General features: G+C 61.9%; 12 protein-coding genes. 4 read left to right on the forward strand and 8 right to left on the reverse strand.

Going from position 1 to position 13,357, the window contains the following annotated elements; all coding sequences use genetic code 11:
* Positions 1 to 22 precede the first annotated feature (22 nt).
* A complete protein-coding gene (locus tag ACEPAJ_RS02945; protein WP_425913457.1) occupies positions 23 to 1,156 on the forward strand; it encodes an aminotransferase class V-fold PLP-dependent enzyme in 1,134 nt (377 codons plus the stop codon).
* Positions 1,157 to 1,169: 13 nt separating this feature from the next.
* On the opposite strand, the gene ACEPAJ_RS02950 is transcribed toward ACEPAJ_RS02945, so the two are convergent.
* From ACEPAJ_RS02950 to ACEPAJ_RS02970, 5 genes are all read right to left on the reverse strand, one after another.
* Positions 1,170 to 2,012 carry a DMT family transporter gene (locus ACEPAJ_RS02950; protein ID WP_425913459.1) on the reverse strand — a complete coding sequence of 281 codons (843 nt, stop codon included), beginning with the start codon at positions 2,010 to 2,012 and terminating at the stop codon, positions 1,170 to 1,172.
* 287 nt (positions 2,013 to 2,299) lie between these two features.
* Positions 2,300 to 2,584, reverse strand: coding sequence for a hypothetical protein (locus ACEPAJ_RS02955; protein ID WP_425913461.1), 285 nt, complete (start codon positions 2,582 to 2,584; stop codon positions 2,300 to 2,302).
* Between the two features lie 296 nt (positions 2,585 to 2,880).
* Complete coding sequence (gene ampC, locus ACEPAJ_RS02960) at positions 2,881 to 4,062, reverse strand: class C beta-lactamase (protein WP_425913463.1); 1,182 nt, start codon at positions 4,060 to 4,062, stop codon at positions 2,881 to 2,883.
* A 56-nt stretch (positions 4,063 to 4,118) separates the two neighbouring features.
* The gene (locus tag ACEPAJ_RS02965; protein ID WP_425913465.1) at positions 4,119 to 5,039 is read right to left on the reverse strand and encodes a histone deacetylase family protein; all 921 of its coding nucleotides are present in this window, start codon (positions 5,037 to 5,039) and stop codon (positions 4,119 to 4,121) included.
* Positions 5,040 to 5,089: 50 nt separating this feature from the next.
* Positions 5,090 to 7,633, reverse strand: coding sequence for an EAL domain-containing protein (locus ACEPAJ_RS02970; RefSeq protein WP_425913467.1), 2,544 nt, complete (start codon positions 7,631 to 7,633; stop codon positions 5,090 to 5,092).
* 270 nt (positions 7,634 to 7,903) lie between these two features.
* Between ACEPAJ_RS02970 and tesB the strand changes: the two genes are divergently transcribed.
* Together tesB and ACEPAJ_RS02980 are read left to right on the forward strand one after the other, a co-directional pair.
* A complete protein-coding gene (tesB, locus tag ACEPAJ_RS02975; protein WP_425913469.1) occupies positions 7,904 to 8,773 on the forward strand; it encodes an acyl-CoA thioesterase II in 870 nt (289 codons plus the stop codon).
* Positions 8,770 to 9,357, forward strand: coding sequence for an HAD family hydrolase (locus ACEPAJ_RS02980; protein ID WP_425913471.1), 588 nt, complete (start codon positions 8,770 to 8,772; stop codon positions 9,355 to 9,357). Before tesB ends, ACEPAJ_RS02980 begins: the two co-directional genes overlap by 4 nt.
* Before the next feature lie 9 nt (positions 9,358 to 9,366).
* Here the strand turns inward: ACEPAJ_RS02980 and cueR are convergent, their stop codons facing one another.
* Positions 9,367 to 9,765, reverse strand: coding sequence for a Cu(I)-responsive transcriptional regulator (gene cueR / locus ACEPAJ_RS02985; protein WP_425913473.1), 399 nt, complete (start codon positions 9,763 to 9,765; stop codon positions 9,367 to 9,369).
* A 54-nt stretch (positions 9,766 to 9,819) separates the two neighbouring features.
* A complete protein-coding gene (locus ACEPAJ_RS02990) occupies positions 9,820 to 12,237 on the reverse strand; it encodes a heavy metal translocating P-type ATPase (RefSeq protein WP_425913475.1) in 2,418 nt (805 codons plus the stop codon).
* Between the two features lie 205 nt (positions 12,238 to 12,442).
* Between ACEPAJ_RS02990 and ACEPAJ_RS02995 the strand changes: the two genes are divergently transcribed.
* A complete protein-coding gene (locus ACEPAJ_RS02995) occupies positions 12,443 to 12,655 on the forward strand; it encodes a heavy-metal-associated domain-containing protein (protein ID WP_090243493.1) in 213 nt (70 codons plus the stop codon).
* A gap of 14 nt (positions 12,656 to 12,669) precedes the next feature.
* Here ACEPAJ_RS02995 and ACEPAJ_RS03000 read toward each other — a convergent pair whose 3' ends face one another.
* Positions 12,670 to 13,296: a TetR family transcriptional regulator gene (locus tag ACEPAJ_RS03000; protein ID WP_425913477.1), complete on the reverse strand. Its 627-nt coding sequence runs from the start codon at positions 13,294 to 13,296 to the stop codon at positions 12,670 to 12,672.
* Positions 13,297 to 13,357 lie beyond the last annotated feature (61 nt).

The raw sequence follows: 13,357 nt of genomic DNA on the forward strand, positions 1-13,357 counted from the left end.
CCTTTTCTGACTGGAGCGCCTTATGTCTGACCTTTATCCCAGCATCGACCCCGACGGCCTGATCGAGTATTCGGTGGTTTACACCGACCGCTCCCTCAACCATATGTCGCAGTCGTTCCAAGGCGTGATGAAGGAGATCTCCAGCACCCTTAAGCAGGTCTATAACGCCCACGCCATGGCCATCGTGCCTGGTAGCGGTACTTACGGAATGGAAACAGTGGCGCGCCAGTTGGCCACTGGGCAGAAGTGCCTGGTGATCCGCAATGGCTGGTTCAGCTACCGCTGGACGCAGATTTTCGAGATGGGCCAGATACCGTCTGAGTCGATTGTGCTTAAGGCTCGGCCGGTTGCCGAGGGCCACCAGGTGGCATTCAGTCCGCCGCCGCTGACCGATGTGCTGGCGACTATCGCTGCCGAAAAACCCCAGGTGGTGTTCGCACCGCATGTGGAGACTTCTTCGGGGATGATTTTGCCCGATGGCTACCTGCGTGCCGTGGCGGATGCCGTGCATGCCGTGGGCGGCCTGTTCGTGCTCGATTGCATTGCCTCCGGTACCCTGTGGGTGGACATGCAGGCGTGCGGTATTGATGTGCTGATCAGTGCGCCACAAAAGGGCTGGAGCGCCTCGCCGTGCTGCGCCCTGGTGATGCTCAGCGAGGCTGCCCAAGCCCGCGTTGAGGCGACGCAAAGCACAAGCTTTGCCTGCGACCTGAAGAAATGGCTGCAGATCATGCAGGCTTATGAGCAGGGCGGTCACGCCTACCACGCGACCATGCCCAGTGATGCCCTGGCGCGTTTTCGTGATGCCATGCGCGAGGCAGAGGCTATTGGCTTTAGCACCGTGCGCAACCAGCAGCAGGAATTGGGCGACCGAGTGCGTGCCATGCTGACCCGCAAGGGCTTTAAGAGTGTCGCCGCGCCTGGCTTTGAAGCCCCGGGTGTGGTGGTGTGTTACACCGACGATGGGCAGATCAAGAACGGCAGCAAATTTGCGGCTCAGGGCGTACAGATCGCTGCTGGCGTGCCGCTGCAATGCGACGAGCCAGCGGATTTTCAGACCTTCCGTCTTGGCCTGTTCGGGCTGGACAAACTGGGCAATATTGAACGCAGTGTGGCGACCCTGGAGCAGGCGCTGGATAAGGTGTTGGCCAGCTAATGCAGTCGCCGCTCTAGGCGCGCTGGTGCTTGGCGTTGAGCACCAGGGCAATGCCGCCGAGTACCGCCGCAGCACTAAGCAGCAGACGGCCGCTCAGTGCTTCATCCAGCAGCAGGCTGCCGGCCAGCGCGGCGATGATTGGTACGCTGAGTTGCACGCAGGCGGCCTGGAAGGATTGCAGGCCACGCAAGGCGCTGTACCAGATGGCGTAGCCGACACCGGAGGCCAATGCGCCAGACAGCAACGCATAGATCAGCCCTGGCGTATCCCAACTGGCTTGGCCGATAAACAGGACGCTGAGTAACAGCGCCAAGGGTACCGCCCGCAGAAAATTACCGGTTGTCGCGGCCAGCGGATCGGTAACGCCGCGGCCCAGTAAGGAATAAATCCCCCAGGCAACGCCTGCCAGCAGCATCAGCAATGCGGCGCCGGTGGGTGGCCTGCTGGCCCCTGGTAATAGCAGAACGAGTAACCCCGCGAACGCCAGCAATAAACCGCTGTAGCCCTTCAGTCCCAAGCGCTCGCCGCGATACAGGCCCCAGGCGAGCATGCTCAGTTGCACGGCGCCGAATAGGATCAGCGCCCCCGCGCCCGCATCCAGATACAGGTAGGCAAAGGAAAACGCCGCCGCATAAACAAATAACGCGGTCGCCGCAGGCCAGCTGCCGGCGTTGCTGCGACTGGCCGTGCGCAGGCGCAGCAGTAGCCAAAGAGTCAGGGCGCCCGCGAGCAGGCGCAGGCTGGTGAAGCTGGCCGCCTCGATGTCAGTCTCGCGGAGGGCCAGTCGGCACAGCAGTGAGTTGCCGGCAAAGGCCAGCATGGCCAGGGCCGTCAGCAGTATAGTTCGAGTGCTCATTAGTCATACGCGGTTCGGGGACGGGCTATCTAAGCACGGCTGTGTCACTGCTACCGTCCCGCTCACTGCGTCTTTAGTCGTAAACGAATGATGCCGTATGGGCCGAGATTCAGGCGCGCTCGAGCCCCCAGCGGTCTTCCACGCGGGAGGCAATCAGCAGCAGACTGGCGGTGAAGATGATCAGCGACGGATAGAACAAGGCATTACTGCCGCTGAACACCCATCTCCAGGGGGCGGGTACCTATTTGGCTACCTTCGGCTCAGCGGCGTCTGAAGCAAGCGGTTAGCTAGACAAAAGGCTGCCCGCCGAAGCCCCTGGGTAGCCGCTGCCGCCCAGGCAGGTCGGTGAGCCGCTGTTGCCAGGATGCGCGCCAGTCATTTCTCTCGTGAGCAACCTTGGCTTTGCGTGCGGCTCTTCGTGCTGCGTTGCGCGCAGTTTTGCGGTTTTCCTTAAATACTTCGGTGCCGCGGCAGCTGCGGCATTTCACCTGAGTCAGTTCGGTGGTGGAACTGAGGTTGCTGCCATGGTTGCCGCAGGCGAGATGGCCGGCGACTCGGTAGTGAATGACCATAGATGAATCTCCTTGGCAAAGAGTGCGCTGCGCAGCAGAGCACCAAGTGATCACCCAAGGGTCATCGCTTACGCGCTGCCATGGCGTCAAAGACGCCGCAGCCTAGGGCCTTGAGAGTGCCTTGCGCCTGTGCAAGAAGACGGGGGGTGACCTAGCCCCTACTGGATCGCAGTCTCGTCGCCTGATTGAACAAGCTCCGGGTTTGCTCGAACGCGATCCCCTCATGTCTTAGACCCCCCAATCTGGAGCCGGTTCGTTGACGAGGTTGGCAGTGCGAAGCAATTGCCATCCTGCGGTTATTGCTCAGAGGTGTTCGCGTTCCTATCCAGCGTGCTAAGAATGGCGTAGGCCGCTTTGATCCTGACGGCGTTGGGGTAGTTCTTGTTGGCCAGTAGCACCAGACCCAAGTTCTGGCTGGGGACAAATACGGCGTAGGCGCCGAAGCCGCCGGTTGAGCCGGTTTTATTGAACAGGCTGTCGCCTGGTTCGGTTTCAGGTAGCGCGAGGCGTGTTGCGGGTTGTGCTTCCAGAACCATGGCCGGGGCGTTACCGGCTTGCAGGCGCTGCAGGCTGATCGGGTAGGGGTAACGTTCCCAGCCGAGGCCCTGAGTCATTTCGCCAATGCGGTAATAACCGGCGTGGGTAATGTCGAGGGCGCGCTGCAGGTCAGGGTTGAGGCCGGCCGGGCTGAGGTTGGCCTGGACAAAGCGCAGCAGATCCTTGGCGTTGGTTTTTACCCCGTAGGCTTCGGCGTCGAGCATCCCCGGTGAGACGCGCAGCGGCTGGTTGTCCTTGCCGTAGCCGTAGGCATAGCTCGGCATCTGCGTGGCCGGCACTTGGATATAGCTGTGCGACATGCCGAGCGCGGGGAACAGCGTGGCTTCCATCAGCGCGGGGAATGGCTGGCCTATGCTCTTGGCGGCGAGCATGCCAAGCAGGCCGATGCTGGGGTTGGAGTAGCGCCGGTGTGTGCCGGCGCTGAACTCAGGCTGCCACTGACGGAAATAGGCGAGCAGGCTGGCCGGGTCGGTCACGTTGTCCGGGAACTGCAGCGGCAGCCCGCCAGCGGTGTAGGTGCCGAGGTTGAGCAGGCTGGCGTGCTCAAGTGGGCTGCCGCGCAGCTCGGGCCAGTGCTGGGCGGCACTGTCCGAGAGCGTCAGTTTGCCGGTGGTCTGGGCCAGGGCGGCAAGGGTGGCGGTGAAGGTTTTACTGACCGAGCCAATCTCGAATAGGGTCTCGCGGGTCACGGGTTGCTGGTCGTCCAGCCGCGCCACACCATAGTTGAAGTAGTGCGCCTGGCCGTTTTGGCTGATTGCCACGGCCATGCCGGCGATGTCGTACTCCGCCATCACCGGGCGGATGGTGGCGTCCACCAATGCCTGCATGGCGGCTGGCGTGGGTTCTTGCGCGCTGCTCGTCCCGGCGGCAAGGATAAGTGCGGCCAGTAGGGGCGCTTGAGCGAGGTGCTTGATGTGCATGGGGCGCTGTTCCGTAAGTACCGTGATGCGGGCTGTGACAGCGTCACCTGTGGTTTTTATCCAAGATCGCGCGCCTGCCAGACCTTCGCCGCACTGTGATGCAGTATCGCGTGGCGTTTGGCCAGGGCCATACGATCTTTGTCGTAGCCGCCACCGATCACCCCAACCACCGGTATATCGCGGCCCAGGCAGTGATTGAGCACGGCTTCGTCGCGGGCGGCGATGCCGGCATCGGTGAGGTTGAGGTAGCCGAGGGCGTCGTGCTGGTGCACATCCACGCCGGCGTCATAGAGCACGATGTCCGGCTGGTAGAGCGGCAGCAGGTAGTTGAGGGTGTCGTTGACCACCTTGAGGTAGTCATCATCGCCCATGCCATTGGGCAGGGGAATGTCCCAGTCGCTGGCTGCCTTGCGCGCGGGGTAGTTCTTCTCGCAGTGCAGGGACACGGTGATGGCCTCCGAGGTGTTCTCCAGTAGGCGCGCGGTGCCGTCGCCCTGGTGCACGTCGCAGTCGAAGATCAGCACGCGTTGGGCTTTACCGCTTTGCAGCAGGTACTGACTGATTACCGCGAGGTCGTTGAAGATGCAGAAGCCGGCCGGATGATCGTAGTGCGCGTGGTGAGTGCCGCCGGCCAGGTGGCAGGCCAGGCCGTGTTGCAAGGCCTGCTCGGCCGCCAGCAACGAGCCGCCCACGGCGCGAATGGTGCGCTGCGCCAGGGCTGCACTCCAAGGCAGGCCGAGGCGGCGCTGCTCTTCATACGCCAGATCGCCACAGGCGAAACGCTGGATATAGGCCGGGCAGTGAGCCAGGGCCAGAACCTCGGGGGCGCAGAGTTCCGGACGCAGCAACTCGGCATCCGTGCACAGGCCGCTGTCTACCAAGTGGTCGCGCAGCAGGCGAAATTTCTCCATAGGGAAGCGGTGCCCGGCCGGGAACGGCGGGCTGTAGTCATCGTGGTAGATCAATGGCAATGGCATGCAAAAACTCGCGCAGGCACCGCCTGGGTGCCGGCGGTTGTGGCGTGGTACTAGTTCTTTACGGCGACGCTCAACCAGGCTTCCAGGTCGGCGGCGGGCAGGGGGCGTGAGAACAGGTAACCCTGAGCCACGTGGTAACCCTGGTCCGAGAGAATACGTTGTTGGCCGGTGGATTCGATACCCTCGGCGACAACTGTCAGCTGCAGGCTTTCGCCCAGGCGGATCACGGCCTCGCTAAGGGCGCGGTTGGTGGCGTCGTTCTCCAGGTCATTGACGAAGCTGCGGTCCAGCTTGAGCTCCTGGATGGGCAGACGGCGCAGGTAGCTGAGGCTGGAGTAACCGGTGCCGAAGTCATCCATGGACAGCCGAACCCCTTGTGCATGCACATCGTCGAGGGTCTTCATGGTGAGGGGGTTGGTGTCCATCATCACGCTTTCGGTGATTTCCAGGGTCAGGTCGGTGGGCTGCAGGTTGTGCTGCTGCAGGGTGCTGGCAATCATCCCGGGCAAGTCGAGGTTGTGAAAATTAGTGGGCGAAAGGTTCACCGAAATAGCCGGAATTTTCAGGCCCTGACGCCGCCAGGCAGCGAGCTGCCGACAGGCCTCGCGCACGGCCCAGAGCCCGAGTTGGTTGATCAGGCCGCATTCCTCGGCCAGCGGAATAAAGCGCGCCGGAGAGATGTCGCCGAATTGCGGGTGGTGCCAGCGGGCCAGTGCTTCAACGCCATACAGTAGGCCATCTTTCATGCGCACTTGCGGTTGGTAGTGCAGGTGCAGCTGCTGCGTTTCCAGTGCTTCACGCAGTGCGGTTTCGAGGGTCAGGCGCTCTTGGGCGAGCTGATTGAGCTCATGGCTGAAGAAGCTAAAGCGCCCACGACCCTGGCCCTTGGCCTGATACATGGCCATGTCGGCGCGGTGAACCAGGGTGCCCATGTCGTGGCCATCGCTTGGGAACATGCTGATGCCGATACTGGCGGATGGGCAGATGGTGCAGCCGGCGAGTTGGCAAGGCTCGCTGAGCGTCTGGCGTAACTGTTCGACCACGTCGGTGACATGCGCGCTGTCGCAATTCGGCAGCACCAGGACGAATTCATCGCCGGACAAGCGCCCGACGATATCCGAGCTGCGACGGTTGGCGCTGAGGCGTTGCGCCACCACACGCAGCAGTTCGTCACCGGCTGGGTGACCGAGGGAGTCGTTGACCTGCTTGAAACGGTCGAGGTCGACAAACAACACGCTCAGTTGCGATTTATTGCGCTCGGCCTCGGCCAGTGCCTGGTCGGCCCTGGCGTGCAGCAGGCTGCGGTTGGGTAGGTTGGTCAGGCTGTCGTAAAACGCCAGCTGACGGATCTTGCTGCGGCTTTCCTCGCGCTGCAGGGCCAGTGAGCACAGGTGCACGATGACGTCGATCAGGCGCCGGTGGAAGGCGCTCGGGCCGCGTGGCTCGCGGTAATAAAAGGCGAAGGTGCCAAGCACTCGGCCGGCGTTGTCCTTGATCGGTGTCGACCAGCAACTGCGCAGGCCGATGGGCAGTGCCAAGCCTTTGAAGTCGGCCCACAACGGGTCGCTGGCAATGTCGGTGACCAGCACACTCTCGCCCAAGTAGGCGGCGGTGCCACAGGAGCCGACGCCAGGGCCGATAGCTACGCCTTCCAGTGCTTTGCCAAATGCTTTGGGCAGGCTTGGGGCCGCCAGGGGGTGAAGCAAGCCGTTGGGGCTGACGGAGAGGATCGAGGTGGTGATTTCCGGGGCGATCCGCTCGACTTCGCGGCAGGCCTTTTCCATCAGGCTTTCCAGCGGATCCTCGCGCACGATCGCCTCAAGCATGCGGTTGTGCAGCACCTCATGCATCTTGGTGTGCGTGATATCGGTGAACATGGCGACGGTGTTACTGAGTGCGCCTTGGTCATCAAAGATCGGGTTGATCGTTACGTGGCACCAGGTGCGCTGGCCGTCGGCGCAGTAGAACAGGGTTTCGCTGTTGTGCGGTTGCCCGGCAGTCAGTTGGGTGCGGATGCTCGTGATGTCGTCGGGCGGCATGTAGGGCGTGAGCAAACTAGTCGGTCTTCTGTTCATGGCCTGCTCGGCCGAGTAACCGAAGAGGTAGGTAAAGCCGCTGTTGGTATAGATGATATCGCCGCCAGCGTCGGTGATCAGGATGGCGTTATCGGTGCGATCGACCACCAGTGACAGCAGCTTTAGCTGCTCGTTTTGCTGGTGCTGTGCGGTTATATCTTTGACGAAGGCGGTGTAGAGCACTTCGCCATTGGTCTCGATTTTGGAGATGGACATCGACGCCCAGCGCCGCGTGCCGTCGGTGCGCTCGATATGCAAGGTGCGCGAGCTGCCAACAATCTTATTGATGCCGGTGCGGCGGTTGGCTTCGATATAACCGTCGTGGTGCGCGCGCATGTCTTGTGGCACTAGCAGTTTGACGTTATGGCCGATCACGTCGTTGCGATCCAGCCCCCAGAGTTGCTCCGCGGCGCGGTTGAACAGCAGCACATTATTGCTGCTGTCGATGACCACCACGCTGTCGGCCGCCTGTTCTAAGGTTTGGATGAAGATGTCCGAGAGGTTGCGCGCAGAAGGCATGCTGATTCGCCATGACAAAAGAGTGGGGTCGAGTCAGGGCGGTCTGGGACTGTCCTCTCGGTATGCGAGGTACGCAAAAAAACGGGCAAAGTATCGTGGCTGATCGCCACTATCAAGGGTCTGCCGGCCTAAATGCCGATTGTACTGATCTGGATCAAGGGGCTGGAGGTAGGTAAGTGGTTGCGCGGGCACGGCGCGGGCGCCATGCAATCGGGTACCATGTTTCGCCGTCGCGCGTGGTGATGCCCTGGGTTTAGAGGAGAGCGTTAAATGAGTCTGGTGTTGAATGAGTTGGTCGCCCTGCTGACCCTGGAAACCATTGAAGAGAATCTATTTCGCGGCGTGAGCCAAGACCTTGGTTTTCGTCAGCTGTTCGGTGGTCAGGTGCTTGGCCAGTGTATTTCGGCGGCCAGCCAGACGGTCGAAGCCGAGCGCCATGTGCATTCTATGCACGGCTACTTTCTACGCCCCGGCGATGCCACGCTGCCGGTGGTTTATCAGGTCGAACGCGTGCGTGATGGCGGTAGTTTCAGTACGCGGCGGGTGACGGCTATCCAGAAGGGCAAGCCCATCTTTACCTGCAGCGCCTCCTTTCAGTTCGATGAAGAGGGCTTTCACCATCAGGACCTGATGCCTGATGTGCCGGGGCCGGAAGGGCTTAAGTCGGAAACCGAGCTGGCGCTTCTGATCGCTGATGCCTTGCCGGAGCGTATGCGTGAGCGGGCTGTGAGCGACAAACCAATCGAGATCCGCCCGGTGACGGTGGGCAACCCCTTTGCGCCGAAGCCCTGTGAGCCGGTCAAACATGTGTGGTTCCGCGCCGCCGGCGAGTTGCCGGATGACCCGCAGCTGCACAAATACTTGTTGGGGTATGCCAGCGATTTCAATTTGCTGACCACCTCGATGCTGCCGCATGGCGTGTCGGTGTGGCAGAAATTTATGCAGGTGGCCAGCCTCGACCATTCGTTGTGGTTCCACGGCAACCTGCGCATGGATGATTGGCTGCTCTACAGCATGGACAGCCCATGGGCCGGCAATGCCCGTGGTTTTGCGCGCGGCAGCATTTTTAATCGCCAGGGCCAGCTGGTCGCCTCGGTGGCGCAGGAAGGCTTGATTCGTATGCGGGAGGACTGGAAGTGAGCCTCGCAAGCGCCCGTCACTGGGTCTTCGATATGGACGGCACTCTGACTTTGGCGGTGCATGATTTTGAGGCGATCAAGCGCGCCTTGGATATTCCGCTGGCCGAGGACATTCTCGGCCACTTGGCCAGCCTGCCTGAGGCGCTGGCTGCCGCTAAGCATGCTTGGCTGTTGGAGCATGAGCGCGAACTGGCGTTGGCCTCCGAGCCTGCGCCGGGGGCGATTGCGCTGGTGCGTGAGTTGCGCGCGCGCGGTTGCCGCCTCGGTATCCTCACCCGCAATGCCCATGAGCTGGCGCTGCTGACCCTGCGTGCGATCGGCCTGGACGACTGTTTTGCCGTGGCCGATGTCATCGGCCGCGATGAGGCGCCGCCCAAGCCTGATCCGGGCGGCCTGCTGCATTTTGCCAAGACCTGGCAGGTGGCACCCAGCGAGCTGGTGATGGTGGGTGATTACCGCTTTGACCTGGAATGTGCCCGCGCGGCGGGTGCGCGCAGCGTGCTGGTCAACCTGGCCGAAAACCCCTGGCCGGAGCTGGTCGACCATTTCGCGGTGGATTGCCGGGCGTTGCAGCAGGCCTTGTAGGGTGATCGGTCAATGACCGCAGCCGGACTCCAGATCCTTGAGGATCGGGCAATCCGGGCGGTCGTTGCCTTGGCAGTTATCCATCAACTCTTTAAGTGTGTCGCGCAGGCCGCTGAGTTCGCTGATCTTGCGTTCCAACTCATCAATATGCGTGGCGGCCAAGGCTTTGACGTCGGCGCTGGCGCGTTGGCGGTCCTGCCATAGGGCCAGCAACTGGCTGACCTCTGCGAGGGAAAAGCCCAGATCGCGCGAGCGCTTGATAAAGGCCAGGCGGTGCAGGTCCTGTGCGCTGTACTGGCGGTAGCCACTGTCCGTCCGAGCGGCGGCGGGCAGCAGGTCGATGCTTTCGTAGTAGCGGATCATCTTGGCGCTGAGGCCGGTTTTCGTTGCCGCTTGGCCGATATTCATACGAACTCCCATCTGCTTGCGTCGGTTTTTGCGTCGGTGCGACTTTGGCTGCGGTTAACTGGCGGACACGTCCGCTTGTGCATGTCCGTGGTGATCCGTTGGTTTCCAGCGTTTCAGCAGCAGGGCATTGCTCACCACGCTGACACTGGACAAGGCCATGGCGGCGCCGGCCAGCATCGGGTTGAGTAAACCTGCCGCGGCCAGCGGGATACCAATCAGGTTATAGGCGAAGGCCCAGAACAGGTTTTGGCGGATCTTGTTGTAGGTGCGTTTGCTGATGTCCAGGGCGTCAGCCACCAGGCGCGGGTCGCCACGCATCAAGGTGATTCCGGCGGCATGCATGGCCACATCGGTGCCGCTTCCCATGGCGATACCGACATCGGCGGCGGCCAGCGCCGGCGCATCATTAATGCCGTCGCCCACCATGGCCACGACGGCGTCTTTTTTCAGCTCGGTGATGATTGCAGCCTTATTCGCCGGCAGTACTTGAGCATGTGCGGTGGTAATGCCGAGGGCTTTTGCCACGGCATTGACGCTGCCTTTGTTGTCGCCGCTGATCAAGTGGCTGTCGATACCCTGTGCAGTCAGCGCGCTGATGGCATCTGCTGCGCCCTCCTTAAGCGTGTCACCAAAGGCAAACAGGCCCAGCACGTGCGGTTGTGGCGCCAGCTCCACGAGCCAGGACAGGGTGCGACCTTCGGCTTCCCAGGCCAGCGCTTCGGCGACCAACGTTTGATTCTGCAGCCAGTGCTCCTCTAACAGGCGCTTGTTGCCTAAGGCCAGTTGGCGCTTGCCCATGCGGCCTTCTATACCACGCCCAGCCAGGGCTTTGCTGTCGCTGACCTCGGCCAGTGTTAGCTGTTCTGCTGCGCACTGGTCGAGTACCGCCTTGGCCAGTGGGTGCTCGCTGCCGCGTTGCAGCGCCCCCGCCAGTTGCAGCAATTGCTGGGTATCGCCGTCGACGGCCTGCAGGTGGGTGATGCGTGGTGAGCCGGAGGTCAGGGTGCCGGTCTTGTCGAATGCCACCAGGCTGACTGAGTGGGCGACCTCTAAGGCTTCGGCATCCTTGATCAGAATGCCGTGACGGGCGGCCACCCCGGTGCCCGCCATGATCGCGGTGGGCGTGGCCAGGCCGAGGGCGCAGGGACAGGCAATCACCAGCACCGCCACCGCGTTGAGTAAGGCCGTTTCAATGCCTGCGCCGAGCACCAGCCAGACCACCAGCGTGGCCAGGGCGATCAGTAATACGCTGGGCACGAAGATGCGGCTGACCTTATCCACCAGTTTCTGGATCGGCGCCTTGGCGGCCTGAGCGTCTTCGACCAGGCGAATGATTCGCGACAGCACGGTTTCCGCACCGAGGGCGGTGGTTTCGATCAGCAAGCGTCCTTCGCCATTGATCGCCCCAGCGGTCACCGTGTCGCCGGGCTGTTTGGGCTGCGGCAGGCTCTCGCCGCTGATGAGTGCCTCGTCGGCGTGGCTGCGACCTTCTGCGACCTGGCCATCGACGGGGAAACGCTCGCCTGGCTTGACCACAATGCGGTCGCCCAGCTGCAGTTCACTGAGGGCCACCCACTGTTCACTGCCATCGCGCAGGCGCAGGGCGCGCTCCGGGCGTAACGCTTGCAGGGCACGGATGGCGCTGCTGGTTTGGCGTTTGGCGCGGCTTTCCAGGTACTTGCCCAGCAGGATCAGGGTAATGATCACTGCCGAGGCTTCGAAATACAGGTGCGGCATGCCATCGGTCGGCGTCACCGCCCATTGATAGAGGCTCAAGCCATAGGCGGCACTGGTACCGATGGCGACCAGTTGATCCATGTTGCCCGCCTTGGCGCGCAGTGCGTTCCAGGCGGCGCGGTAGAAGCGTGCGCCGAAGATGAACTGCACGGGCGTGGCGAGGGCGAACTGCGCCCAGGCGGGTAACATCCAGTGCAGCCCGAAGGGCGCGACGAGCATGGGAACGACCAGCGGCAGGGTCAGCAGGATGGCCAAAAGCAGCATCCAGCGCTCGCGCTGCAGCGGCTTGCCGGCGCTCGCTGACGCGTTCTGTGTGGCGCTGAGCTGGCTGGCTTGGTAGCCCGCTTGGCTGACAGCCTGCAGGAGGGCGTTCAGGTCAGTGCCGTGGAGTACCTGCAGTTGCGCGTGTTCTGTAGCCAAGTTGACGCTGACCGACATCACGCCTGGCTGCTGCGCCAGTGCGCGCTCGATGCGGCCGGCACAGCTGGCGCAGGTCATGCCGCTGATGGCCAGTTCGAGGCGTTCGCTGGGCACCTCATAGCCGGCCGCAGTGACGGCCGCGACCAGTTGCTTCAAGCTTTCGACTGGCGCTTCTAGGCGCACCCGTTCGCTGGCCAAATTGACGCTGACACCAGTGACCTCGGCCACCTTGGCCAGTGCGCGCTCAACGCGGCCGGCGCAACTGGCGCAGGTCATGCCGCGTATCGGCAGATCGAAGGTGGTGAGAGTGGGCATGCGACGGTCTCCGTTAGGTTTCACTGCATAATCAACCTTGCCACCTTGGTAGGGTCAAGCGCCGTTTTATTGGGGGCCTTGCCAGGTGTGCTTAAGGCCGCTGCTGAGCAGAGTTAAAAAGGCTCCGACCATTTTTGGGCTTGACCTGACCCCGCTGGGAGGGAGGACACTGTGCACCTCAACAGGTGAGTTCAGGTGATTACTGATGCAAGCAACACGCGTTCATACATTTCGGGTCGAAGGCATGACCTGTGACCATTGCATTAAAGCGGTAACCGAGGCCGTGCTGGCCCGTGATGCGGCCGCGGATGTGAGGGTGAAACTGCAAGGCGGCGAGGTAACGGTGGGGAGTAGCCTGCCCAGCGATCAGCTGATTATTGCGATTGCCGAAGCTGGCTACAGCGCCGGTTTAGCCTAATCGGTACTTGAGATTTACTGGGCTGGCCAGTCACGGATCAGCCCACGAAAGCAGGCATCGACCATCGGTGCGGTGTCCTGCAGTGGATCGAAGAGCCCGGGATCACGCAGCCAGTCGTGGAACAGGCCGACAATTAAGGCATGTACAGACCGCGCTGCCAGGCGCGGGCTGAGCCCCGGGTACAGGCGCAAGCTGACTGACGGGCTGCTGAACTGCTGTTCGCAGAGTTCGATAAATAGGTTGATAAAGCTTTCGTGGCGCTCTTCAGCCTCGCGCAGCTCCTCGGTGAACTCACAGCGTCGCAGCAGGATGGTGAAGACCCGCCGCTTCTGTTCATCTAAGGCAAGGCCAGTAATTGCATCGATGCACAGCTCACGCAAGGTCAGCAGTGGGTCGTCTTTAGGGCAGCCGCGCATGCGTTCAGCTAACTGCTCGGGCGGCAGGCGCACCTGATTGAGCATGGCGTTGAACAGGTGAGCTTTATTAGCAAAGTGCCAATACACCGCACCCCGCGTGACCCCGGCCTGGCGGGCAATGTGTTGCAGGCTGGTGTGCGCCACGCCTTTTTCTAGAAACAGCGTTTCAGCGGCTTCAAGCAGAGCCATTCGGGTTTTTTCGGCATCTTCTTTGGTTCTGCGCATGGCAGCAGGCGTATTTCTGGCTAGGCTGAGCACAAAGTGTAATGAAGTTAAGGGCAATGTT

Origin of the sequence: Pseudomonas sp. GWSMS-1 (assembly GCF_049847425.1) — a bacterium.
Classification (GTDB): domain Bacteria; phylum Pseudomonadota; class Gammaproteobacteria; order Pseudomonadales; family Pseudomonadaceae; genus Aquipseudomonas.